The following is a 21,232-nucleotide window of genomic DNA, read 5'->3' on the forward strand; positions in this document are numbered from 1 at the left end:
TGGCGGGGGAGGCCCGTGCGGGGCCCCTGCCCCTGGTGACGTCTTCGTCACGTCCGGGATGATCTCCGGCGCTCGGCTGCCCGGTGGGGGCCCAGGGGAGGCGGCGCCAGGTGAGGAATAGCCCGGTCGGGCATCCCGTTGCGAAGGGTGGTTGAATACTCAACAAACATCGCGAGACGACGGAGGAGGGTGAAGCCGGTGCAGTTCGGGATCTTCACCGTGGGTGACGTGACCATGGACCCCACGACCGGCAGGACGCCGACCGAGCACGAGCGGATCAAGGCCATGACGGCGATCGCGCTCAAGGCCGAGGAGGTGGGGCTGGACGTCTTCGCCACCGGCGAGCACCACAACCCGCCCTTCGTGCCCTCGTCCCCGACGACGATGCTCGGCTGGATAGCCGCCCGTACCGAGAGGCTGGTCCTCTCGACCGCGACCACGCTGATCACCACGAACGACCCGGTGAAGATCGCCGAGGACTTCGCGATGCTGCAGCACCTGGCCGGCGGGCGCGTCGACCTGATGATGGGCCGCGGCAACACCGGCCCGGTCTACCCCTGGTTCGGGCAGGACATCCGGCAGGGCATCCCGCTGGCGGTCGAGAACTACGCGCTGCTGCACCGGATGTGGCGTGAGGACGTCGTCGACTGGGCCGGCCGCTTCCGCAGCCCGCTGCAGGGCTTCACCTCGACGCCCCGGCCGCTCGACGGTGTGCCGCCCTTCGTGTGGCACGGCTCCATCCGCTCGCCGGAGATCGCCGAGCAGGCCGCGTACTACGGTGACGGCTTCTTCCACAACAACATCTTCTGGCCGGCCGACCACACCAAGCGGATGGTGGAGCTGTACCGCACGCGCTACGCGCACTACGGCCACGGCACCCCGGAGCAGGCCATCGTGGGCCTCGGCGGCCAGGTGTTCATGCGGAAGAACTCGCAGGACGCCGTCCGGGAGTTCCGGCCGTACTTCGACAACGCGCCGGTCTACGGGCACGGCCCGTCGCTGGAGGACTTCACCGAGCAGACCCCGCTGACCGTCGGCTCGCCGCAGCAGGTCATCGAGAGGACGCTGGGCTTCCGCGAGTACGCCGGCGACTACCAGCGCCAGCTGTTCCTGATGGACCACGCGGGACTGCCGCTGAAGACCGTGCTGGAGCAGCTCGACCTGCTCGGCGAGGAGGTCGTCCCGGTGCTGCGCGAGGAGTTCGCCAAGGGCCGTCCCGCGGACGTGCCGGACGCCCCGACGCACGCCTCGCTGCTCGCGCGCCGTGACCCGCGGGCCCCGGAGGAGAAGGACAAGGAGAAGGAGGCCGCGAAGTGACCGTCGCACCCCTGAAGCTGGTGGTCGTCTCGGCGGGCCTGAGCACGCCGTCGTCCACCCGGCTGCTCGGCGACCGGCTCGCCGAGGCCGTACGGCGGGCCGTCGCGGACGCCGGCCGCGCCGTCGACGTGCGCGTGGTGGAACTGCGCGACCTGGCCGTGGACATCGCCAACAACCTGGTCACCGGCTTCCCCGGCCGCGCCCTGGCGGAGGCCGTCGCGGCCGTGACGGCGGCGGACGGCCTGATCGCCGTGACACCGGTCTTCTCGGCCTCGTACAGCGGGCTGTTCAAGTCGTTCTTCGACGTCATCGACAACGACGCGCTGTCCGGCAAGCCCGTGCTGATCGCCGCCACCGGCGGCACGGCCCGGCACTCGCTGGCGCTGGAGCACGCCCTGCGGCCGCTCTTCGCCTTCCTGCGGGCCGTGGTCGTCCCCACCGCCGTCTACGCGGCGTCGGAGGACTGGGGCGGCAGCGGGGACGCGCTCACCGACACCCTGCCGACCCGCATCGCCCGCGCCGCGGCCGAGCTGGCGGCGCTGCTGGGGACGCGGCCGTCGGCCCCCGTGACCGCGGCGGATACGGTCGTTCCGTTCGAGCAGCAATTGGCCGCCCTGCGGACCGAGTAGGAGAGACGATGGCACTGCGCGTCGCCGACAACCCCGGCACGTCCCGTTTCGAGATCTTCGACGCGGCGGAGGAGGGCGGTGCCGAGGAGGTGGCCGGCTTCGCCGAGTACCACCTGTACCGTGACCAGATCGCGTTCATCCACACCGAGGTCGACCCCCGTTTCGGCGGTCGCGGCCTCGGCGGGGCGCTCGCCCGGGCCGCCCTGGACGAGGCCCGCGAGCGCGGTCTCGCGGTGCTGCCCTTCTGCCCGTTCATCCGCGCGTGGATCGGCAAGCACCCCGAGTACGTGGAGCTGGTGCCGGAGGGTGAGCGCCCACGCTTCGGCTTCTGAGGGCCCTGGGGGTACCGGGGTGCACCGGCGTGCGCCGGTGCGTCCCGGGCGGGAACGGGAGGCGGGAATGGACGCGGTTGGTTGAAGGTTAAACCGACCGTGCGAGGCCCGGACCGGGCCCGCCGGGACTGCCGAGGAGGGCGTCATGCCTGCCGTGACCGTGGAGAACACCCTGCTGCTGCCCCGCGTCGCCGAGCCCGACCCGGTGACCGCGGAGCAGCGCCCCGTCCGCCGGGTGACCGCCGCCCCGCAGGGCTTCGAGGGCGAGGGCTTCCCGGTGTACCGCGCCTTCGCGGGCGTGCCGACGCGGGAGCTCGACCCCTTCATCCACATGGACCAGATGGGCGAGGTCGAGTACGCCCCGGGCGAACCCAAGGGCACCGCCTGGCACCCGCACCGCGGTTTCGAGACCGTCACGTACATGATCGACGGCCGGATGGAGCACCAGGACTCGCACGGCGGCGGAGGCACGATCACCGACGGCGCCACGCAGTGGATGACGGCCGGCAGCGGCATCCTCCACATCGAGGCGCCGCCGGAGGAACTGGTCGTCTCCGGCGGGCTCTTCCACGGCGTCCAGCTGTGGGTGAACCTGCCGCGGGCGAACAAGTGGAACGCACCTCGGTACCAGAGCATCGAGGGCCCCGAGTCGGCACTGCTGTCCTCGCCCGACGGAGGTGCGCTGGTGCGCGTCATCGCCGGCGAGGTCGGGGGGCACGCGGGACCGGGGAGCACCTTCACCCCGATCACGCTGGTCCACGCCACCCTCAGCCCCGGCGCGCGACTGGTGCTGCCCTGGCGGCCGGACTTCAACGCCCTGGCCTACGTGCTGTCCGGGCGCGGCAGCGCCGGCGCCGAACGGCGCCCGCTCGACGCGCACCAGCTGGCCGTCTTCGGCGCCGGCGACACCCTGACCCTGGAGGCCACCGACCACCCCGACAGCCGCACCCCCGCCCTGGACGTGCTGATCCTGGGCGGCCGCCCGATCCGCGAACCGGTCGCGCACTTCGGCCCGTTCGTCATGAACACCAAGGCCGAGGTCGTGCAGGCCGTCGAGGACTTCGAGCGGGGCCGGTTCGGACTGGAGCCGGCCGGCCGCATGCCGCACACCGCACCCGGAGAGGAGCTCACGTGAACACCCCCACCACCCACGGGTCCTACGCCTCCCACGAGGAGACCACGGCGGAGCGCTGGGCGCGCGCCGGACTCTACTTCGAGGCCAAGGAGTACACCGAGGCGGCCCGGCTGCTGACGGCCGTGGTCGACGAGGTGCCCGGGCACGTCGCCCCGCGCCTGCTGCTCGCCCGCGCCTACTACCACTCCGCCCAGCTCGGCCGCGCCGAGGAGCAGTTGCGCGTGATCGTCGAGCGCGACCCCGTCGAGCACTACGCGCACCTGCTGCTGGGCCGCACCCTCCAGCGGCAGGGCCGCGAGGCCGAGGCCGCTCCCTGGCTGCGGCTCGCCGCCGCCTTCGCGGGGGAGCTGCCGCCGGAGGAGTGAGCCGGTGCCGGGCCCCGGTGCGGGCCCGGCGGCACCTCGTGGCGCCGCCGTCCTAAAACCTGGGCAAAGTGCCTGGCCGGGACGGCGGCGCCGCGCATATGTTCCCCTGCGACTTCGGCAACTACTACGGGGGGAAAGCCGTGTCCGAACGATCAGGCACGTCGTCACAGCCAGGCACGTCGCCACCATCAGGCCCGGACGCATCGTCGGCGCCGGGGTCGGGGCCGGCTGCGTCGTCGCGGTCGGGCCTGTCGTCCGCGCTCGGCTGGGCACTCACCCTCACCTTCAACATCGTCCTGCCCGTCGTCACCTACGGCCGGCTCACCGACGCCGGATGGAGCGAGTTCTCCGCCCTGCTCCTCTCCGGCGTCTGGCCGGTGCTCGACACGGCCATCACGCTCGCCTGGCGCCGCAAGGTGGACGAGTTCGCCGTCATCACCCTCGTCTTCCTGGTGATCACGGTGGTCGTCACCGTCGTGGGGCCGCACTCCACGCGCCTGCTGCTGGTCAAGGACTCCGCGGTCACCGGCCTGTTCGGAGTGGTCTGCCTGGCCAGCCTGTTCGCGCCGCGGCCGCTGATGTTCTACTTCGGCCGCAAGTTCGGCACCGACGGCACCAAGGAGGACGCCGAGCGCTTCGACGGCCTGTGGCAGTACGAGGGATTCCGGCACGTCATCCGCACCATGACCGTCGTCTGGGGGCTCGGCTACGTCCTGGAGGCCCTCACCAGGATCGGCCTGTCGTACGAGCTGTCGACCGCCACCATGGTGACGGTCAACTCGGTCATGGCGTACGCCGTCACCGGGGTCCTCGTCGCCTGGACGATCCTCTACGGCCGGCGCGCCGCAGCCCGCGGCAAGGAGCGGGAACGGCAGGCCGAGGAGGCGGCAGCCGCGGCCGCCCGGGCCGAGGCACCGGGCACGGCGGGTACCTGAAGGCGCCCGACGGGAAGGCACCCGACGGGATGGGCGGCGCGGGCCGGGCGTTCGGCAGTCCGGGCGGCTTCGGGTGCCCTCGCCGCCGCGTCGCCCCGGCAGGTCGGGCCGCCGGGGGGCCGGCGGCGGTAGACCGGCTGCCATGGACAGTGAGCGCGGGACGGAAGGACAGCGACGGCCGGTGGCCGTCACGGAACGGGGCCCCGTACGCGGGGTGACCGGGGAGCACGGGGTGGCGGCCTTCCGCGGCATCCCCTATGCGGCGTCGCCGGTGGGGCCGTTGCGGTTCGCCCCGCCCGCACCGCCCCCGGGCTGGTCCGGCGTGCGCGACGCGGCCCACCCCGGTCCCGACGTGCCGCAGGCGCCGTCCCGGCTGGCGGTCGTCACGGGCCCGCACGCGTCGCACGGGGACGAGGAGGGCTGCCTCACCCTCAACGTGTGGGCGCCGGAAGGGGCGCTCGACGCCGGCGCGGTGCCCCGGGGGGTGCTGGTGTGGTTCCACGGCGGCGGCTTCACCACGGGTTCGGGCGGCTGGGACTGGTTCGACGGCGCCCGCCTCGCCGCCCTCGGCGGCATCGTGGTCGTCACGGCGAACTACCGCGTCGGCCCACTGGGCTGGCTCTATCTGCCGGAACTCGGCGCGACCAACCTGGGGAGCCGGGACCAGGCCACGGTGCTGCACTGGGTGCGCGACAACATCGCGTCCTTCGGCGGAGACCCCGCGCTGATCACGGTGGGAGGACAGTCGGCCGGCGCCTACAGCGCGCTCTGCCTCGCCGTCGACCCGGCCACGCGGCCCCTCGTGCGGCGGGTGATCGCCGAGAGCGGGCCGTGGGGCCTGGCACCGCAGGAGCCCGCGGAGGCGGCCGAGGTCACCGACGCCTATCTGCGCCTGCGGGGCGTCGGGCACCCGCAGGAACTGCGGGAGATGCCGGCGGAGCGGCTGGTGTCGGCGTACGGGCGGCTGGCCGCCGAGCGCGCCAGGCCGGGCGACGTCGCGCCGCCGATGTACCCGGTGCTGGGCGGGGCCGGGGTGCCCCGCGCCCCCATGGCGGCGGTGGCCGCGGGCGGTCTGGACGGGACGGACGTCCTGCTGGGCAGCGCGCAGGACGAGATGACGGCCTTCCACGCCGCCTCGCCCGCCATGTTCCCCACGGCGGACGGTACCGAGCGGGTCTTCGGGGCCGGGGTCACCGAGATCGCCTCCCACTGCGCGGAGCGCGGCCGTCCCGCGTACGTCTACCGCTTCACGCGGCGCCCGCCCGGGGACGACGGCACCCTGGGCGCCACCCACTGCTCCGAACTCCCCTTCCTCTTCGGCACCTTCGCGGCTTTCGCCGACGCGCCGATGCTGGGCCCGGTGGACGACGCCGACCGCGCCCTCGCCCGGTCGTTCGGCGGTGCGCTCGCGGCGTTCGTGGCCGGCGGCCGCCCGGACGCCGGGGGCGACGGGGGCGACGGCGACGGGGACGCCGAGGGGCGCGGGCCGTGGCGGCCCTACGAGCCGGGGGCGGGCGCGGAGGTACGGAGGTTCGGGCCGCCGGTTCGTTAACTCTTTCGGGGGATCGCACACATATTCGAACACGGGATACGCTGCAGGCATGTCGACTTCAGACGATGAGCGAGACCTCTTCTCGGACCCCGACCGGACGGCGCCACTGACGATGCGCGGTCCGGCCCCCGTCCTCGACCCGTTCCGGACCTCCGGCTCCGCGGGCGCGTCCACGGCCCCGGCCGCGTACGCGGTGGACGGTCCGGGGCGCGGGGCCATATCCCCGCGCCCCGGCGCCGGACGCTGACCAGGGCTCGTTCGGAACGCCCGGCGCCGGGGGTCCCCGGGCGGGGAGGGCGTACGCCGCGGCCCGGCCCCCGTGGCGATGGAGGCCGGGCCGGAACGTCCTGGCGGGGTCCGCGGCGTCAGCGGCCCACGCCCGAGGGCTCGGCCGGTGCCGGGGCGGCGGGCGGCCGTACCGGGGCCGGCGCGAGGTCCGCCTCGTCGTGGGTCATGTCCGGCAGCCAGCCGAGCCACTTGGGCAGGTACCAGTTGCGCTCGCCCAGCAGGGCCATCACCGCGGGGAGCAGCACACCGCGGATGACGGTGGCGTCGATGAGCACCGCCGCCGCCAGGCCCACGCCCATCTGCTTCATGCTCTGCATGGACAGCGTGCCGAAGATCGCGAAGACCGCCACCATGATGACCGCGGCGCTGGTGACCACACCTGCGGTCGTCGTGATGCCGTGCCGGATCGCGCCCTGTGTGGTCAGCCCCCGCATCCGTGCCTCACGGATCCGGGAGACCACGAAGACGTGGTAGTCCATGCTCAGCCCGAAGAGGATCACGAACAGGAACAGCGGAAGCCAGGCCACGATGGCGCCCACGCCCTCGGCGCCCACCAGCGCGGCGCCCCAGCCGTGCTGGAAGACGATGGTGAGGATGCCGTAGGCGGCGCCCACCGACAGCAGGTTGAGCACGATCGAGGTGACCGCGATGGTCAGTGACCGGAAGGAGAGCAGCATCAGCAGGAAGGCGAAGGCCACGACGAAGGCGAACACCGGGGGCACCGCGTCGCCGATCTTGTCGGTGAAGTCCATCGACGCCGCCGTCGAGCCGCCGATCGGCGCGCTGAGGCCGGCGACCTCGCCCAGCGTGCCGGGGCGCACCTCGTCACGCAGGACCTTCAGCGAGGCCTCGGTCCGCTCCTCGTCGGTGCCGCCGGTCAGCGGAACCTTCAGGACGGCGACGCCCGCCTTCTCGTGGACCTCGGTCTCCACCGGCCCGGGGGAGACGCCCTTGGCCACGGCCTCCCGGGAGAAGGCGTCGATGGCCTGACGCACCTCGGGCGAGGTGATGTCCGAGGCCTTGACGACCACCTGGGCCGGGTCGGGCCCGCCGGGGAAGGCCTTGTTGATGTCCTCGTACGCCCGGACGATCGGCAGTCCGTCGCCGAGCTCCTGGCTCAGCGTCAGGTTCGCGGTGTTCAGGCCGACGGCCGGGACGGCCAGTGCGACCAGCGCCCCGCCGGCGACCACCACGGACACCACCGGGCGGCGCAGCACACCCCCGAGGATCGTCCGCCAGACGCGGGACTCCCCGCTCGGCCCGGCACCCCGGCGGCGCAGGAAGGGGATCCGGCCCTTCTCGACCCGCTCGCCCAGCAGGGACAGCAGCGCGGGCAGCACCGTCACCGAGCCGAACATCGCCACGGCCACCACCATCATCGTGGCCAGGCCCATCGCCTTGAAGTCGCCGATGCCGGTGAAGAGCATGCCCGCCATCGCGACGATCACCGTCACACCGGAGACCAGCACCGCACGCCCGCTGGTGGCCGCCGCGATCCGCAGCGCGGTCTGCGCGTCGTGGCCCGCCTCCCGCTCCTCGCGTTCACGCCGCAGGTAGAACAGGCAGTAGTCGACACCGACCGCCAGGCCGACCAGCAGCATCACGGAGTTGGCGGTGTCGCTCATGTGGACCGCGTGGCTCACCACGGCGACCAGGCCGGTCGTCGCGAGGAAGGCCGTCATCGCCAGCGCCACCGGCAGCAGCGCCGCGACCAGCGCCCCGAAGGCGATCAGCAGGATGCCGAGCGCGACCGGCAGCGCCGAGTACTCGGCACGCTGGAAGTCGCTGCCGAAGGCGTCGTTGAAGACCTTCTCCGAGCTGGCCTCGCCGAACTGCTCGACCTTCAGGTCCTTGTGCTTGCCCTGGACGCCCGCCACGGCGTCGACGACCGGCTCGACCCGGTCGGGCGCCGTCTGCGGGTCGCCCCGCATGTCGAACCTCACCAGTGCGGACCGGCCGTCCTCGGAGACCGCCCCGGCGTCGTACGGCGACTGGACGGAAGCGACCTCACCGGTGCCCTCCACCGCGGCGACGACCTCCGCGACCACCGCCCGGAATGCCGGGTCCGTGGCCTTGAGGGAGCCCCCGGCCGCCTGGACCAGCACCATCTCGCCGGCCGGTCCGTCGTTCAGCCCGGCGTCGTCCAGGATGGCCACGGCCTGCCCGAACTCCCCGGGCACCTCCTCCCGGTCCGTCAGGTCGACCCGCCCCGCCATCGAGCCGATGGCCAGCGCGAGTACGACGAAGAGCAGCCAGCTCCCGACCGCCGTCCAGCGGTGCCGGGCACTCCAGCCGCCCATGGCGGCGGCGATGCCCTGCCCGCGCACCGTCCCCGCGGTACGTGTCCTGCCGTGTGCGCTTGCCACGGTTGCGAACCCCCTCGAAGCCGGGCGGTGGAACCTCTCCTCCGCCTCGTCCACGACGCTATGGGCCCGCGGGACACCGCCCCATCCGGCTGACAGGTGAACCGCCGGAGGGTTTCTCCTCCCCAGGGAGTGGGGAAAACCCCCGCCCACGGGAGTCTTGCCCCCTACAACGACCGCCGCCGCCGCGCCCGCCGTACGGGGACGGGGGAGCGCCGGCCCCGTACCTCCCCTTCCGGGACGCGGCCGGCGCCTCGGGGCTACTGCCGGTAGCCCGCCAGGAAGCGGCCGATGCGGCTGATGGCGGCGTCCAGGTCGTCGGCACGGGGGAGGGTCAGGATGCGGAAGTGGTCCGGACGCGGCCAGCTGAAGCCGGTGCCCTGGACGACCTGGATCTTCTCGCGGAGCAGCAGGTCGAGCACGAACCTCTCGTCGTCGTGGATCCGGTGCACCTTCGGGTCCAGCCGGGGGAAGGCGTAGAGCGCGCCCTTGGGCTTGACGCAGCTGACGCCGGGGATCTCGTTCAGCTTCTCCCACGCCATGTCGCGCTGCTCGTGCAGCCGCCCTCCGGGCAGGATCAGGTCCTTGATGCTCTGCCGGCCGCCGAGCGCGGCCTGGATCGCCTGCTGGGCCGGGACGTTGGGGCACAGCCGCATCGAGGCGAGCATCGTCAGGCCCTCGAGGTAGCTCTTGGCGTGCTGCCGGGGCCCGGTGACGACGAGCCAGCCGGAGCGGAAGCCCGCCACGCGGTAGGCCTTGGACAGCCCGCTGAAGGTCAGGCACAGCACGTCGGGGGCGAACTCGGCCGCCGAGTGGTGCACCGCGTCGTCGTAGAGGATCTTGTCGTAGACCTCGTCGGCGAAGACGACCAGATGGTGCCGCCGCGCCAGGTCGAGCATCCCCTCGAGCAGTTCGCGCGGGTAGACGGCGCCCGTCGGGTTGTTGGGGTTGATGATGACGAGTGCCCGCGTACGGCTGGTGATCTTGGAGGCGATGTCGTCGAGGTCGGGGAACCAGTCCGCCTGCTCGTCGCAGAGGTAGTGCACCGCCTTGCCGCCGGCCAGGTTCGTCACGGCCGTCCACAGCGGGAAGTCGGGGGCCGGGATCAGCACCTCGTCCCCGTCGTCGACGAGTGCCTGGACGGCCATCTGCACCAGCTCCGACACCCCGTTGCCGAGGAAGACGTCGTCCACGCCGACGTCGGCGAGGCCGCGCTCCTGGTAGTGCTGGGCCACCGCCCGGCGGGCCGACAGGATGCCGCGTGAGTCGCTGTAGCCGTGCGACGCGGGGAGCGTGCGGATGATGTCCTGCAGGATCTCCTCGGGCGCCTCGAACCCGAACAGCGCCGGATTGCCCGTGTTGAGCCGCAGGACGCTGTGCCCCGCCTCCTCCAGCGCGTTGGCGTGCTCGATCACCGGCCCCCGGATCTCGTAACAGACGTCGGCCAGCTTGCCCGACTGCTTGTACTCCATGCGACGGCCTCCCGATCCGGTCCCGCGGTCCTGCCCGGTACGCTGCTCCACTTGGTTTTACCAAGTGCGCGCTTGGAAAGTCCAACTCCATGTCTACACTGGGGATCATGCCGCGCCGAAGTTACGACCAGTACTGCGCCGTCGCCCGCGCCCTGGACACCGTCGGGGAGCGCTGGACGCTCCTGATCGTCCGGGAGCTCCTGGCGGGCCCCCGCCGGTACACCGACCTCCACGCCGACCTGCCCGGCGTCAGCACCGACGTCCTCGCCTCGCGGCTCAAGGAGATGGAGCGCGACGGCCTGGTCACCCGCCGCCGCCTCGCGCCCCCCGGCGCCGCGTACGTCTACGAACTCACCCCGCGCGGCAGTGGGCTGCTCGCCGTGCTCGGCGCCCTCGCCGAGTGGGGCGCGCCGGAACTGCAGGAGCCCCGGCCCACCGACGCCGTCCGCGCGCACTGGGCCGCCGTGCCCCTCATGCGGCACCTGGCCGCGCTGCCCGGCGCCCCCACGGGGGTGGTCGAGGTCCGCCTCGACGAGGGCGCCTTCCACATCGAACTCGGCGGGGGCTCCCCGTCGTACGCCGACGGCCCCGCCGAGCGCCCCGACGCGGTCGTGGCGCTGCCCCCGGGGGCCGTCCGCGGCGTCGCCTGCGCCCTGCGGGACGGCGGCGCGGCGGTCACCGGCGACGGCCCCCTCGCGGACGCCCTGCGCGGCGCCTGAACCGCGGTACGGTGCCCGGATGGAGCGTCGCCGCGTGGAACTCGGCCTGGTCCAGGAGACCCTGCTCATACCGCTGCGGGCACGTGCGGCCGAGACGCGCCGCAGGCGTCCGCTGACCCGTGACCCCCGCTCGGTGGAGGTGGCCGAGGCACTCGACCGCGACCTCACGCGTGTCGGCGGCAGGCTGCGGCTGCTCGGGCCCGTCTTCCGCGGGGTCGTCCTCGACGACTGGGTGCGGGAGTTCCTCGACGAACACCCCGCGGGCACCGTCGTCGAGATCGGCGTCGGCCTCAACACCCGTTACGAGCGGCTCGACAACGGCACCGCCACCTGGGTCGAGATCGACCTGCCGGACGTCGTCGCGCTGCGCCGGGAGCTCTTCGTGGAGCACGAGCGCCGCCGCGTCGTCGCGGGCTCGGCGGCCGAACCGGACTGGGCGGCAGCGGTGGCGGCCGCCCCCGGTCCCTACCTCTTCGTCTCCGAGGCGGTGCTCATCTACCTCGACGAGGCCGGCGCCCGCTCCGCCGTGGACGTCATCCGCGACCGGTTCCCCGGCTCGGTGCTCCTGATGGACACCGTCGGCTCCGCGGAGGCCCGCAGGCCGCGTGCCGTCGACGTCGGCTGGAGCTGCGACGACCCGCGCGAACTGGCCGCCTGGGGACTACGGTTGCGCGACTCCCGCACCCTGTGGGACCTCCCGCCGCAGGCGCGTGCCCGGCTCACCCCGGGGCGCCGCCTGCTGAGCGCCCTGCTCGACCGCGCCTCACGCGGCGCGGGCTCGCGGCTGTCCCGCTTCGACGTCGACGGGCGCTAGGCGTAGGGGTGTTGAGCGGGCGGCGGTGGCGGCGGTGGCGGCGGTGGCGGCGGTGGCGGCGGTGGCGGCGGTCGTTCGGCTGTCGCGCCGTCTCGCGCCCTGCGGGCGCACAGCGGCTGGCTGCGGGTGGGAGGGTGGGGGCGGCCCTTGTCGGCAGTGTGCGGGCGCGTGGGTAGCGGGCGTTCAGGCGCCGGAGCGGGGTGCCTCTCCCTTGGCGGAGGTCTCGTTGCCGTCCGCGGGTATAGATGGCCGGTTGCCACGCCTACTCCCGGTGGTGGGCGGGCCCGCCGTAACCCGCGCCTGCGGGTATTTCGGGGTGCTGCAGGGCGGTCGGGGGGAGATCGGGCTCGCTTTCGACGGTATATCCGGCGGAACAGAGCCCGATCTTTGCGCGGACGGAGATCGGGCCCGCTTTCAGCGGTATGGCCGTCGGAAGAGAGCCCGATGTCGGATCGGGGAAGCACCCGCAGACGCCGGTTACGGCGGGCGCGCCACCCACGAACGGTGGGCGTGGTCACCGGCCATCTATACCCGCGGACGGCAACGAGACCGGCACCAGACGAACAACCAGCCCCGCTCCGGCGCCTGAACCCCAACCACCCACCCACCCGCAGACTGCCGACCGGCCCCGGACCCCCACCCTCCCCTCCGCAGCCCGCCGCTGTGCGCCCGCAGGGCGCGAGACGAACCCGCACCCGCCCACCGGCGCGCGCACCCCACCCCCGTCAATGCGTCTACGGCACCGGCGGCGCGGCACCCCAGACCGGCGGCAGGACCGGGCGCTGCTCGCGGCGACGGGCGGCCCGGGCCACGAGGCCCAGCACCAGTCCCGTGACGGCCGACGCGAAGCCGAGCAGGGCCGCCAGGGCCAGCAGCAGGGGGTTGGTGCGGTCCTCCAGCACGCGGGCCCGGACGCCCGCGGCGGGGAGGGTGCCGGACTGTTCCCGGACGAAGTAGCGGGAGTCCATGGAGTCCGCGCGGTGGTCGCCCATCAGGAACAGCCGTCCCTCGGGCACCGTGACGTCGAACGCCGGGGCCCCGCCGGACGGATCCCCGTCCTTCACGTACGGCTCGGACAGCTCCTTGCCGTTCACCGTCACCGGCCCGCCGCGCCGCTCCGCGACGCGGTCGCCGCCCTCGCCGATCACGCGCTCGAGCACCGGCGCGCCGCCGTAGCGGTCGCCCCCGTCGATCAGGACGACGTCGCCGCGCCGGACGTCGTCCGCGCCGATCCGCTCGAACAGCAGCCGCTCACCGGGGGAGTAGCCCGGTTCCATGGACGCGCTGGCGACCGTGCCCGTGGTGTAGTCCGTCCGCGACGTCACCACCGCGCCGACCACGAGCACCAGTCCCACCGGCCCGAGCACCCACGCCGCGACGCGCCGCCGTCTTCCCGCCTCTGCCATGGCCCCTCTGCCCCTCTCGCATTCCGGTAGGCCGACACTAGGACACGGCCCTCCGGCCGGAACCGTGGCCCCCGGGGCAGCGCGCCGGTACCGTCGTCTGGGATCACCGGGGGGTGGGGGATGTCCGCTACGCACGTCCGCGCGCAGGTCTCGTCGTTCGCCACCGTGCCGGTGCTCGGGGTCGCGGCCGCCGTCGCGGCCGTGCTGACGGCGCTGTCCGGACGCTACGGCTTCCACCGCGACGAGTTGTACTTCCTCGTCGCCGGTGACCACCCCGCCTGGGGCTACGTCGACCAGCCCCCGCTCACCCCGCTCGCCGCCCGTCTGTCCACCGCGGTCCTCGGCGACTCGCCCGCAGGGCTGCGGGCGGTCGCCACCCTCGCCTGTGCCGCGACCGTCGTGGTCGTGGCAGCCGTCGCCAGGGAACTGGGCGGCGGTCAGTCGGCCCAGGTGCTCGCGGCGGTGTGCACGGCGGTCTCCGGATTCGTGCTCGCCATCGGCCACATGGTCTCCACCGCCACCTTCGACGTCCTGGTGTGGGTGGTCGTCTGCTGGCTCGTGCTGCGGCTGCTGCGCACCGGCGACCGCCGCCTGTGGCTCGCGGTGGGCGCGGCGCTGGGTATCGGCATGGAGAACAAGTACCTGGTCGCCCTGCTGGCCTTCGCCCTGCTCGCGGCGCTGCTCGCCACCGGCCCCCGGGACGTGCTGCGCGGCTGGTGGCCGCCGGCCGCAGTCGTCGTCGCGCTGGCGCTGGCCGCCCCCAACCTGTGGTGGCAGGCGGCGCACGGCTGGCCCCAGTTGACCGTCGCGGGCGGCATCAGCAGTGACGACGGCGCCGAGAACCGCGTCCTGTTCGTGCCCCAGCAGATCGTCTTCCTCTCACCGGTGTTCGTCCCGGTGTGGATCGCGGGCGGCCTGCGGTTGTGGCGCGATCCGGAGCTGCGCTGGGCGCGCGCGTTCCCCCCGGCGTACCTGCTCCTGGCCGTCGTCGTCCTCGCCTCCGGCGGCAAGGCCTACTACTGCCTGCCGCTGCTGCTCGTCCTGCTCGCCGCGGGTTGCGTCACGGCCGTCTCCCGGCCGCGCGGCATGTGGCCGGCCGTCGCGGTGACGGCGGTCGTCACCGCCCTGATCTCGCTGCCGGTGCTCCCGCCGGGCGCGGTGTCCGCGGTGAACGCCGTCAACAAGGAGCAGGGCGAGCAGATCGGCTGGCCGCGGCTCGCCGACGCCGTCGCCGACGCCTGGTCGGGCGTCCCCGCCGCCGACCGGCCCCGCGCGGTCGTCCTCGCCCAGAACTACGGCGAGGCCGGCGCCCTGGCCCACTACGGCCCCGCCCGCGGCCTGCCCGCCCCGTACTCGGCGCACATGAGCTTCGCCGACTGGGGCCCGCCGCCCGACTCCGCCACGGGCCCCGTGCTGCTGGTCCGCCAGGAGGACGCCGACGGCATCGAACGGCACTTCACCGGATGCCGGCAGGTCGGCCGGGTCGACAACGGCCACGGAGTCGACAACGAGGAGCAGCACGCCGCGATCGTCCTGTGCGCCGCCCCGAAGGCACCCTGGTCGCGGCTGTGGCCGTCGCTGCGCCACTACTACTAGCGCCGGGGACGTCCGCGGCACCCGTGCGTGCCCGTGGCGTCGCGGCCGCCGCGACACGGGGAAATGAGTCGCCGCTGCGTGCGGCGGAGCGTTACGGTGGACGGACTCGATGATCACGCTCCCCTGAAGGACGCCGCAGAACGGGAGCGGCCCGCACGGCAGGTGCGTGGCGACGGAGGGGCGGCACCACACGTCCGTGCCCTTCCCGAGGAGTTTCCCATGAAGATCGGTCTCGGCCTTCCCGTCGACGACCCCGCCGTGCTGACGACCTGGGCCCGCCGCGCCGACGACGGCCCCTTCAGCAGTCTCGGCCTGCTCGACCGTCTCGTCTACGACAACCCCGAGCCCCTGGTCACCCTCGCCGTGCTCGCCGGGGCGACCCGCCGGATCCGGCTGCAGACCGAGGTGCTCATCTCCCCGTTCCGTGACGGCGCCGTCCTGGCCAAGCAGGCGGCCACGCTCGACCGCCTCTCCGGAGGCCGCTTCACCCTCGGCCTCGGGGTGGGCGCGCGCGAGGACGACTTCCGTGCGGCCGGTGCCGACTTCCGCCGCCGCGGCCGTCTGCTCGACGAGCAGCTGGCCGTGCTGCGCCGCCTCTGGGCGGGCGACCCGTACGGCGACGGGGCCGGGCCCGTCGGACCCGCCCCGGCGACCCCGGGCGGGCCGGAGGTGCTGTTCGGCGGCTTCGTCCCGGCGGCGCTCGACAGGGTCGGCCGCCACGGCGACGGCTTCCTCGGCGCGGGGATGCCGCCCAAGTCGATGGACCGTCTCTTCCGCGAGGCGGAGCGCAGCTGGGAGCGGTACGCGCGGCCCGGCCGGCCGCGGCTCGTCGCCCAGGCCAACGTCGCGCTCGGACCCGACGAGGTGGTCACCGCGGCCCGCGACAACATCCGCGCCTACTACGCCTTCAGCGGGTTCGCCGACCGTGTCGCGGAGGGCCTGCTCACCACCCCGGAGCAGATCCGCGACGCGGTCGCCGGCTACGGCGGCATCGGCGCCGACGAAGTGATGCTCTACTGCTGGGCGTCGGACCCCGGCCAGGTGGAACGCCTGGCGGACGCCGTGTCCTGACGCCGTGTCCCGCCGCCGTCCGGGGGCCGGACGGCGGCGGTCCCGCGCCTCAGGCCAGGGCCAGCGACAGGCGCGGCTGGAGTGCCTCGTCGAAGCGGCGCAGCAGCAGGCGGGCGACCTCCGGGGCGTCGCCGAGGACGCCGGCGAGGACGTCCGCCCCGGAGGCCAGGCCACCACGGGCGATGCGGTCGGGCAGGAAGCCCGGCGCGATGACGTACGGCGCGACGGCGACGTGCCGTACGCCCTCGGCACGCAGTCCGCGCACCGCCTCGTCCGTGGTGGGAAGGGATGCGGAGGCGAACGCAGGCCGCACGGCGCACCAACCGGTACGCCGCCACTCCCGCGCGATTTCTGCGATCACTGCGATCGCCTCCGGGTCGGAGGAGCCCGCCGAGGCCAGGACGATCCCGGTCGAGGGGCGGTCGCCGGGCCCGAGCCCGGCCTCGCGCAGCCGCCGCTCCAGCGCGGCGAGCAGCAGCGGTGAGGGCCCGAGCACGTCGGCCCGGCGTACGCGCATCCGGGCGTGGCGCGCCGCGGCCTCGCGCAGCACCGCGGGGACGTCCGCCTTGGCGTGGAAGGCCCGGGTCAGCAGCAGCGGCAACGCCACCACGTCGCGCACGCCCTCCGCGGCCAGCCGGTCCACGACCTGCGGCACGTTCGGCGCGCAGTGGTCGAGGAAGGCCGTCTCCACCCGCAGTCCGGGACGGGCCGCGCGGACCCGCCCGGTCAGGGCGTGGACGGTCGCGGCGTGCCGCGGGTCGCGGCTGCCGTGGGCGATGACGAGGAGGACGGGCTGCGCGGTCATGGTCAGCCCCGTGCGAACAGGCCGCGGCTGCGGAGCACCGTGCGCTCCAGCGGCGCGAACACCAGCAGTTCGATGCCGATGCCGACGACCAGGATCAGCAGGATCGCGGCCAGCACGCTCGGCATGTCGGACAGTTCGCGCCCCTGCTCCAGCAACTGGCCCAGGCCCACGCCGAGGTCGGGGGAGGTGGCGATGAGCTCGGCGGCCATCAGGGAGCGCCAGGAGAAGGCCCAGCCCTGCTTGAGGCCGGCGAGGTAGCCCGGCAGGGCGGCGGGCAGCAGCACGTGCCGCACCCCGTGGACACCGGTGGCGCCGATCGTGCGGCCGGCCCGCAGGAACAGCGGCGGGATCTGGTCGACGCCCGCGACCAGCCCGTTGGCGATCGAGGGCACCGCTCCCAGCAGCACCACGCAGTAGATCGTGGCGTCCGAGAGGCCGAACCAGATGATCGACGCGGGCACCCACGCCACCGACGGCAGGGACTGCAGGCCCGACAGGATCGGCCCGATCGCGGCCCGTACCACCCGGACCCGCGCCACGAGCAGGCCGAGCGGCGTGCCGATCGCGACGGAGGCCACGAAGCCCAGCGCGCCGCGCGACAGGCTGGTCCAGACGTACCCGAGGAGGGTGCCGTCGAGCCACTTGTCCTGCAGCGCGCGTCCGACCTCCGCCGGACTGGGCAGCTGGTAGTGCGGCTTGACCTCGAAGTGGTAGGCGAGCTGCCACACCACCAGCACCAGGGCGATGGCGACGAGCGGCGGAACGGCCTTCTGCAGCAGCGTGCGGGCCAGCGGCACCCGCGCGGCCGAGCGCGTCTCCAGGGCGTCGAGGCCGGCCTCGAGCCCCGCGAGGTCCCCGCCGTGCCCGCTGTGCGCCTTCGTGTCAGTGCTGGCCATGTCGGCGGATCTCCCCCCGGAGGTGTTCGGTGATCTCCACGGAGAGCTCGGCGACCGCCGAGTCCTCGATGCGGCGCGGCTGCGGGATGCCGACCGTCCACTCCCGGGCGATCCGTCCCGGCCGCGAGGAGAGCAGCACGACCCGCTGCGCGAGCCGCACCGCCTCGCGGACGTTGTGGGTCACGAAGAGCACCGACAGGCGGGTCTCGGCCCAGATGCGGGTGAGTTCCTCGTGGAGGACGTCGCGGGTGATGGCGTCGAGGGCCGCGAACGGCTCGTCCATCAGCAGCAGCTGGCTGTCCTGGGCCAGGGCCCGGGCGAGCGCGACGCGCTGCCGCATGCCGCCGGACAGTTCGTGCACCCGCTTGCCGTACGAGCCCTTCAGGCGGACGAGCTCCAGCAGGCGCTCGGCCTCCGGGCGCCGCTCGGCGCGCGGCACGCCGCGCATGCGCAGGGCGAGTTCGATGTTCCTGCCCGCGGTGAGCCACGGGAACAGGGCGTGCTCCTGGAACATCAGGGCCGGGCGGCCGCCGGGGGTCTCGATGCCCCCGGCGGTCGGCCGGTCGAGGCCCGCGACCAGGTTGAGCAGTGTGGACTTGCCGCAGCCCGAGGCCCCCAGGAGGCAGACGAACTCGCCGGGGGCGACGTCGATGCTGATGTCGTCCAGCACGTGCGTCTCCGCACCGGGACGGCCGAAGGACTTCGAGACGTGCTCGAGCCGTGCGGCGTACGGGGCCGCTTCGACCGTCACGGCGGGCTGGTTGGTGAGTGCGGTGGCCATGGCGTCACCTCCTGGGGGCTGGGGCTGCGGGCTTCATCGGGTGCTGCCGGGGTTCAGCCGCCGAGACCGGCGTCGTCGATCCCGGTCTTGCCCTCGCCCTTGAGGACCTTGTTGAGGAGCGACAGGTCGTAGATCCCCTTGAGGGAGGGCTTCTCCAGCAGGCCGGCGGTGACGGCGTGGTCGGCCTCGGTCTGCAGCGTGGACGCCAGCGGGTCGTCGATGACCTGGATGCTCTGCCACGCCGGGTCGATGACGTCGGCGGGCAGCGGCTTCCCGGAGAGCTTCTCCAGTTGGGCGTTGGCGTCGGCCTTCGCCTTGTCCGGGTTGGCGTTGATCCAGGCGTTGGTCTTCACCGAGCCGCGCAGGACGGCCTCGACGACGTCCGGGTGGGCCGTGAGGAACGCCTGGGAGACGATCACGTTGGTGATGACGAACTTCTTGTCCGGCCACAGGTCGCGCTCGTCCAGGAGCACCTTCGCGCCCTCGGCGACCAGCTTGGACGCGGTGGGCTCGGGGACCCAGGCGCCGTCGATCGACCCGGTCTTGTAGGCGTCGGGCGTCACCTTGTTGTCCGTGCGGACCACGGAGACGTCGCCCTTGCCGCTGGTGGCGTCGACCTTCCAGCCCTGCTCGTTGATCCAGTTGAGGAACGCCACGTCCTGGGTGTTGCCGAGCTGCGGGGTGGCGATCTTCTTGCCCTTGACGTCCTTCAGGGACTTGATCTTGTCCGGGTTGACGACCAGCTTGACGCCGCCGGAGGCCGAACCGGAGATGATCTTCAGGCTCTTGCCGCCGGACTTCGTCCAGCCGTTGACCGCCGGGGAGGGGCCGATCCAGCCGATGTCGATGGAACCGGCGTTGAGGGCCTCGATCTCGGCGGGCCCGGCGTTGAACACCGACTCCTTGATCGTGGTGCCCGAGCCCAGTTCGTCCGCGAAGAAGCCCTCCTTCAGACCCACCAGCGGGGTGGCGTGGGTGAGGTTCGCGAAGTAGCCGATCTTCACCGTCGAGGCGGACAGCTTCTTGCTGGTGCCGCTGCTCGCGGCCGCGTTGGTGGTGTCGTCCTTCTTCTCGGAGCCGTAGCCGCAGGCGGCGAGGGCCAGCAGCGGCAGAAGGACGGCGCCCGCCATGAGGCGGCGACGGGCGGACGTTCTCGGGGCGGTGGTGCGATCGGCAGTCACGGGAGGTGGTCCTCTCGGTGGCCCCGGCTCGCGCCCTCTAGGGCGCGCCGGGGTGGTGGCTGTCTGGATGTCGGTGGTGCGGTGCCGCCTGCGCGGCGCGGGTACGGTGCTCGGGCGGGGTCAGCGCGCACATCGCGTCACACCGCCCGTGCCGCTGCCCAGACAGCCGCTGCCGACCCGACCGCCCTCCTTGGCGAATCCCGCGAAGGCGTCGTCGAACGCCATCAGAAGTCCCACCCCTCCTCGTCACCGGCCGCGTCCGCGGCGGCCGTGGCGGTACGGACGGCGAAGGCCTCGCCCGCCATGCCGGCGGTCAGCGTGGTGCCGTCCGCCGGGTCGATCAGCAGGAAGGAGCCGGTGAGCCGGGAGTCGGCGTACGCGTCGAGCGGCAGCGGCTCCGAGGTGCGCAGCACCACCGTGCCGATGTCGTTGACGCCGAACTCGCCCGGCTCGTCCTGGTGCTCCAGGCCCCGGGTCAGGTCGACCCGGTACGGGAGCCGCTTCACGATCGCCTTGACCGTGCGCGTGCTGTGCTTGAGCAGGACGCGGGCGCCGACCGCCAGCGGACGCTCGTGCAGGTGGCACACGGTCGCCTCGACGTCCTGGGTGGTCGCCGGGGCGGCGGCGGACGGCGCGATCAGGTCGCCCCGCGAGACGTCCAGGTCGTCGGCGAGCAGCAGCGTCACCGATTGCGGCGCCCACGCCACGTCGACCGGGGTGCCGAGCAGGTCGATGCCGCTGATCGTGCTGGTCAGCCCGGACGGCAGCACCGTCACCGGGTCGCCGACGCGCAGCACGCCCGAGGCGATCCGGCCCGCGTAGCCGCGGTAGTCCGGGTGCTCGGCGGTCTGCGGGCGGATCACGTACTGCACGGGGAAGCGCGCCGGGTGCCCGCCGGGGTCGCTGCCGACGGGGACGGTCTCCAGGTGCTCCAGGACCGTGGGGCCGCCGTACCAGTCCATGTTCGCCGACGGGGTCACGACGTTGTCGCCGGCCAGGGCGGAGATGGGGATCGCGGTGATCTCCGGGACGCCGATCGAGGCCGCGTAGGCGGTGAACTCCTCGGCGACGGTCGCGAAGACCGGCTCCGACCAGTCGACCAGGTCCATCTTGTTGACCGCGAGCACCACGTGCGGAACCCGCAGCAGCGCGGCCACCGCCGCGTGCCGGCGGGTCTGCTCCACCACGCCGTTGCGGGCGTCCACCAGGATCACGGTGAGCTCGGCGGTCGAGGCGCCCGTCACCATGTTCCGCGTGTACTGCACGTGCCCCGGCGTGTCCGCCAGGATGAACCGCCGCCGCGGCGTGGCGAAGTAGCGGTACGCCACGTCGATGGTGATGCCCTGCTCGCGTTCGGCGCGCAGGCCGTCGGTGAGCAGCGCCAGGTCCGGCGCGTCCTGCCCGCGGCGCGCGGAGGCCAGCTCGACGGCCTCCAACTGGTCGGCGAGCACCGACTTGGAGTCGTGCAGCAACCGGCCGACCAGGGTGGACTTGCCGTCGTCGACCGAGCCCGCGGTGGCGAAGCGCAGCAGGGAGGTGGCCGAGAGCTGCTCGGCGGTGGTGCCGGTGGTCATG

At 73.6% G+C, this 21,232-nt stretch carries 20 protein-coding genes; 12 read left to right on the forward strand and 8 right to left on the reverse strand.

The window, feature by feature from the left end; translation table 11 throughout:
• Positions 1 to 198: 198 nt before the first annotated feature.
• From ABZ479_RS06620 to ABZ479_RS06655, 8 genes are all read left to right on the forward strand, one after another.
• On the forward strand, positions 199 to 1,317 hold the full coding sequence (locus ABZ479_RS06620) for an LLM class flavin-dependent oxidoreductase (protein ID WP_500460349.1): 1,119 nt from the start codon (positions 199 to 201) through the stop codon (positions 1,315 to 1,317).
• Positions 1,314 to 1,946, forward strand: a complete 633-nt coding sequence (locus ABZ479_RS06625) for a CE1759 family FMN reductase (protein WP_500460351.1) — start codon at positions 1,314 to 1,316, stop codon at positions 1,944 to 1,946. Before ABZ479_RS06620 ends, ABZ479_RS06625 begins: the two co-directional genes overlap by 4 nt.
• An 8-nt stretch (positions 1,947 to 1,954) precedes the next feature.
• Positions 1,955 to 2,278, forward strand: a complete 324-nt coding sequence (locus ABZ479_RS06630; RefSeq protein WP_499601648.1) for a GNAT family N-acetyltransferase — start codon at positions 1,955 to 1,957, stop codon at positions 2,276 to 2,278.
• A 145-nt stretch (positions 2,279 to 2,423) separates the two neighbouring features.
• A complete protein-coding gene (locus tag ABZ479_RS06635; RefSeq protein ID WP_500460353.1) occupies positions 2,424 to 3,413 on the forward strand; it encodes a pirin family protein in 990 nt (329 codons plus the stop codon).
• Positions 3,410 to 3,778: a tetratricopeptide repeat protein gene (locus tag ABZ479_RS06640; RefSeq protein WP_500460354.1), complete on the forward strand. Its 369-nt coding sequence runs from the start codon at positions 3,410 to 3,412 to the stop codon at positions 3,776 to 3,778. Before ABZ479_RS06635 ends, ABZ479_RS06640 begins: the two co-directional genes overlap by 4 nt.
• Before the next feature lie 140 nt (positions 3,779 to 3,918).
• Entirely contained in the window at positions 3,919 to 4,713 is a 795-nt protein-coding gene (locus ABZ479_RS06645; protein WP_500460355.1) for a VC0807 family protein, read from the forward strand.
• Between the two features lie 142 nt (positions 4,714 to 4,855).
• Positions 4,856 to 6,265, forward strand: a complete 1,410-nt coding sequence (locus tag ABZ479_RS06650; RefSeq protein WP_500460356.1) for a carboxylesterase family protein — start codon at positions 4,856 to 4,858, stop codon at positions 6,263 to 6,265.
• Positions 6,266 to 6,314: 49 nt separating this feature from the next.
• Positions 6,315 to 6,512, forward strand: coding sequence for a hypothetical protein (locus tag ABZ479_RS06655; RefSeq protein WP_500460357.1), 198 nt, complete (start codon positions 6,315 to 6,317; stop codon positions 6,510 to 6,512).
• Positions 6,513 to 6,630: 118 nt separating this feature from the next.
• Here the strand turns inward: ABZ479_RS06655 and ABZ479_RS06660 are convergent, their stop codons facing one another.
• Both ABZ479_RS06660 and ABZ479_RS06665 read right to left on the reverse strand, forming a co-directional pair.
• Positions 6,631 to 8,853: an MMPL family transporter gene (locus ABZ479_RS06660; RefSeq protein ID WP_500460575.1), complete on the reverse strand. Its 2,223-nt coding sequence runs from the start codon at positions 8,851 to 8,853 to the stop codon at positions 6,631 to 6,633.
• 323 nt (positions 8,854 to 9,176) lie between these two features.
• Positions 9,177 to 10,388 (reverse strand): pyridoxal phosphate-dependent aminotransferase, encoded by a 1,212-nt coding sequence (locus ABZ479_RS06665; protein ID WP_500460358.1) that lies wholly within the window; start codon positions 10,386 to 10,388, stop codon positions 9,177 to 9,179.
• A gap of 107 nt (positions 10,389 to 10,495) precedes the next feature.
• On the opposite strand from ABZ479_RS06665, the gene ABZ479_RS06670 reads away from it, so the two are divergent.
• Positions 10,496 to 11,107 carry a winged helix-turn-helix transcriptional regulator gene (locus ABZ479_RS06670; RefSeq protein WP_500460359.1) on the forward strand — a complete coding sequence of 204 codons (612 nt, stop codon included), beginning with the start codon at positions 10,496 to 10,498 and terminating at the stop codon, positions 11,105 to 11,107.
• Between the two features lie 19 nt (positions 11,108 to 11,126).
• Positions 11,127 to 11,921, forward strand: a complete 795-nt coding sequence (locus ABZ479_RS06675) for a class I SAM-dependent methyltransferase (RefSeq protein ID WP_500460360.1) — start codon at positions 11,127 to 11,129, stop codon at positions 11,919 to 11,921.
• Between the two features lie 734 nt (positions 11,922 to 12,655).
• Here the strand turns inward: ABZ479_RS06675 and lepB are convergent.
• Positions 12,656 to 13,327: a signal peptidase I gene (gene lepB / locus ABZ479_RS06680; RefSeq protein WP_500460361.1), complete on the reverse strand. Its 672-nt coding sequence runs from the start codon at positions 13,325 to 13,327 to the stop codon at positions 12,656 to 12,658.
• A gap of 120 nt (positions 13,328 to 13,447) precedes the next feature.
• Here lepB and ABZ479_RS06685 point away from each other — a divergent pair, with 120 nt between their 5' ends.
• Both ABZ479_RS06685 and ABZ479_RS06690 read left to right on the forward strand, forming a co-directional pair.
• A complete protein-coding gene (locus ABZ479_RS06685; RefSeq protein WP_500460362.1) occupies positions 13,448 to 14,923 on the forward strand; it encodes an ArnT family glycosyltransferase in 1,476 nt (491 codons plus the stop codon).
• 219 nt (positions 14,924 to 15,142) lie between these two features.
• Positions 15,143 to 15,994: an LLM class flavin-dependent oxidoreductase gene (locus ABZ479_RS06690; RefSeq protein WP_500460363.1), complete on the forward strand. Its 852-nt coding sequence runs from the start codon at positions 15,143 to 15,145 to the stop codon at positions 15,992 to 15,994.
• Between the two features lie 49 nt (positions 15,995 to 16,043).
• On the opposite strand, the gene ABZ479_RS06695 is transcribed toward ABZ479_RS06690, so the two are convergent.
• The 5 genes from ABZ479_RS06695 to ABZ479_RS06715 form a co-directional block, all read right to left on the reverse strand.
• The gene (locus tag ABZ479_RS06695) at positions 16,044 to 16,799 is read right to left on the reverse strand and encodes a sirohydrochlorin chelatase (RefSeq protein WP_500460364.1); all 756 of its coding nucleotides are present in this window, start codon (positions 16,797 to 16,799) and stop codon (positions 16,044 to 16,046) included.
• 2 nt (positions 16,800 to 16,801) lie between these two features.
• The gene (locus ABZ479_RS06700) at positions 16,802 to 17,695 is read right to left on the reverse strand and encodes an ABC transporter permease (protein WP_500460365.1); all 894 of its coding nucleotides are present in this window, start codon (positions 17,693 to 17,695) and stop codon (positions 16,802 to 16,804) included.
• On the reverse strand, positions 17,682 to 18,476 hold the full coding sequence (locus tag ABZ479_RS06705) for an ABC transporter ATP-binding protein (protein WP_500460366.1): 795 nt from the start codon (positions 18,474 to 18,476) through the stop codon (positions 17,682 to 17,684). Before ABZ479_RS06705 ends, ABZ479_RS06700 begins: the two co-directional genes overlap by 14 nt.
• A 53-nt stretch (positions 18,477 to 18,529) precedes the next feature.
• Positions 18,530 to 19,606: an ABC transporter substrate-binding protein gene (locus ABZ479_RS06710; RefSeq protein WP_500460576.1), complete on the reverse strand. Its 1,077-nt coding sequence runs from the start codon at positions 19,604 to 19,606 to the stop codon at positions 18,530 to 18,532.
• A 275-nt stretch (positions 19,607 to 19,881) separates the two neighbouring features.
• The gene (locus tag ABZ479_RS06715) at positions 19,882 to 21,231 is read right to left on the reverse strand and encodes a sulfate adenylyltransferase subunit 1 (protein ID WP_500460367.1); all 1,350 of its coding nucleotides are present in this window, start codon (positions 21,229 to 21,231) and stop codon (positions 19,882 to 19,884) included.
• Position 21,232 lies beyond the last annotated feature (1 nt).

The organism is Streptomyces sp. NPDC005722, from assembly GCF_040630935.1.
Lineage (GTDB): Bacteria > Actinomycetota > Actinomycetes > Streptomycetales > Streptomycetaceae > Actinacidiphila.

Coding starts and splice junctions, on each gene's coding strand:
- ABZ479_RS06630 (WP_499601648.1), top strand. CDS start 1,955: ATGGCACTGCGCGTCGCCGACAACCCCGGCACGTCCCGTTTCGAGATC.
- ABZ479_RS06635 (WP_500460353.1), top strand. CDS start 2,424: ATGCCTGCCGTGACCGTGGAGAACACCCTGCTGCTGCCCCGCGTCGCC.
- ABZ479_RS06650 (WP_500460356.1), top strand. CDS start 4,856: ATGGACAGTGAGCGCGGGACGGAAGGACAGCGACGGCCGGTGGCCGTC.
- ABZ479_RS06655 (WP_500460357.1), top strand. CDS start 6,315: ATGTCGACTTCAGACGATGAGCGAGACCTCTTCTCGGACCCCGACCGG.
- ABZ479_RS06660 (WP_500460575.1), bottom strand. CDS start 8,853: ATGGGCGGCTGGAGTGCCCGGCACCGCTGGACGGCGGTCGGGAGCTGG.
- ABZ479_RS06665 (WP_500460358.1), bottom strand. CDS start 10,388: ATGGAGTACAAGCAGTCGGGCAAGCTGGCCGACGTCTGTTACGAGATC.
- ABZ479_RS06670 (WP_500460359.1), top strand. CDS start 10,496: ATGCCGCGCCGAAGTTACGACCAGTACTGCGCCGTCGCCCGCGCCCTG.
- ABZ479_RS06675 (WP_500460360.1), top strand. CDS start 11,127: ATGGAGCGTCGCCGCGTGGAACTCGGCCTGGTCCAGGAGACCCTGCTC.
- lepB (WP_500460361.1), bottom strand. CDS start 13,327: ATGGCAGAGGCGGGAAGACGGCGGCGCGTCGCGGCGTGGGTGCTCGGG.
- ABZ479_RS06685 (WP_500460362.1), top strand. CDS start 13,448: ATGTCCGCTACGCACGTCCGCGCGCAGGTCTCGTCGTTCGCCACCGTG.
- ABZ479_RS06690 (WP_500460363.1), top strand. CDS start 15,143: ATGAAGATCGGTCTCGGCCTTCCCGTCGACGACCCCGCCGTGCTGACG.
- ABZ479_RS06695 (WP_500460364.1), bottom strand. CDS start 16,799: ATGACCGCGCAGCCCGTCCTCCTCGTCATCGCCCACGGCAGCCGCGAC.
- ABZ479_RS06700 (WP_500460365.1), bottom strand. CDS start 17,695: ATGGCCAGCACTGACACGAAGGCGCACAGCGGGCACGGCGGGGACCTC.
- ABZ479_RS06705 (WP_500460366.1), bottom strand. CDS start 18,476: ATGGCCACCGCACTCACCAACCAGCCCGCCGTGACGGTCGAAGCGGCC.
- ABZ479_RS06710 (WP_500460576.1), bottom strand. CDS start 19,606: ATGGCGGGCGCCGTCCTTCTGCCGCTGCTGGCCCTCGCCGCCTGCGGC.
- ABZ479_RS06715 (WP_500460367.1), bottom strand. CDS start 21,231: ATGACCACCGGCACCACCGCCGAGCAGCTCTCGGCCACCTCCCTGCTG.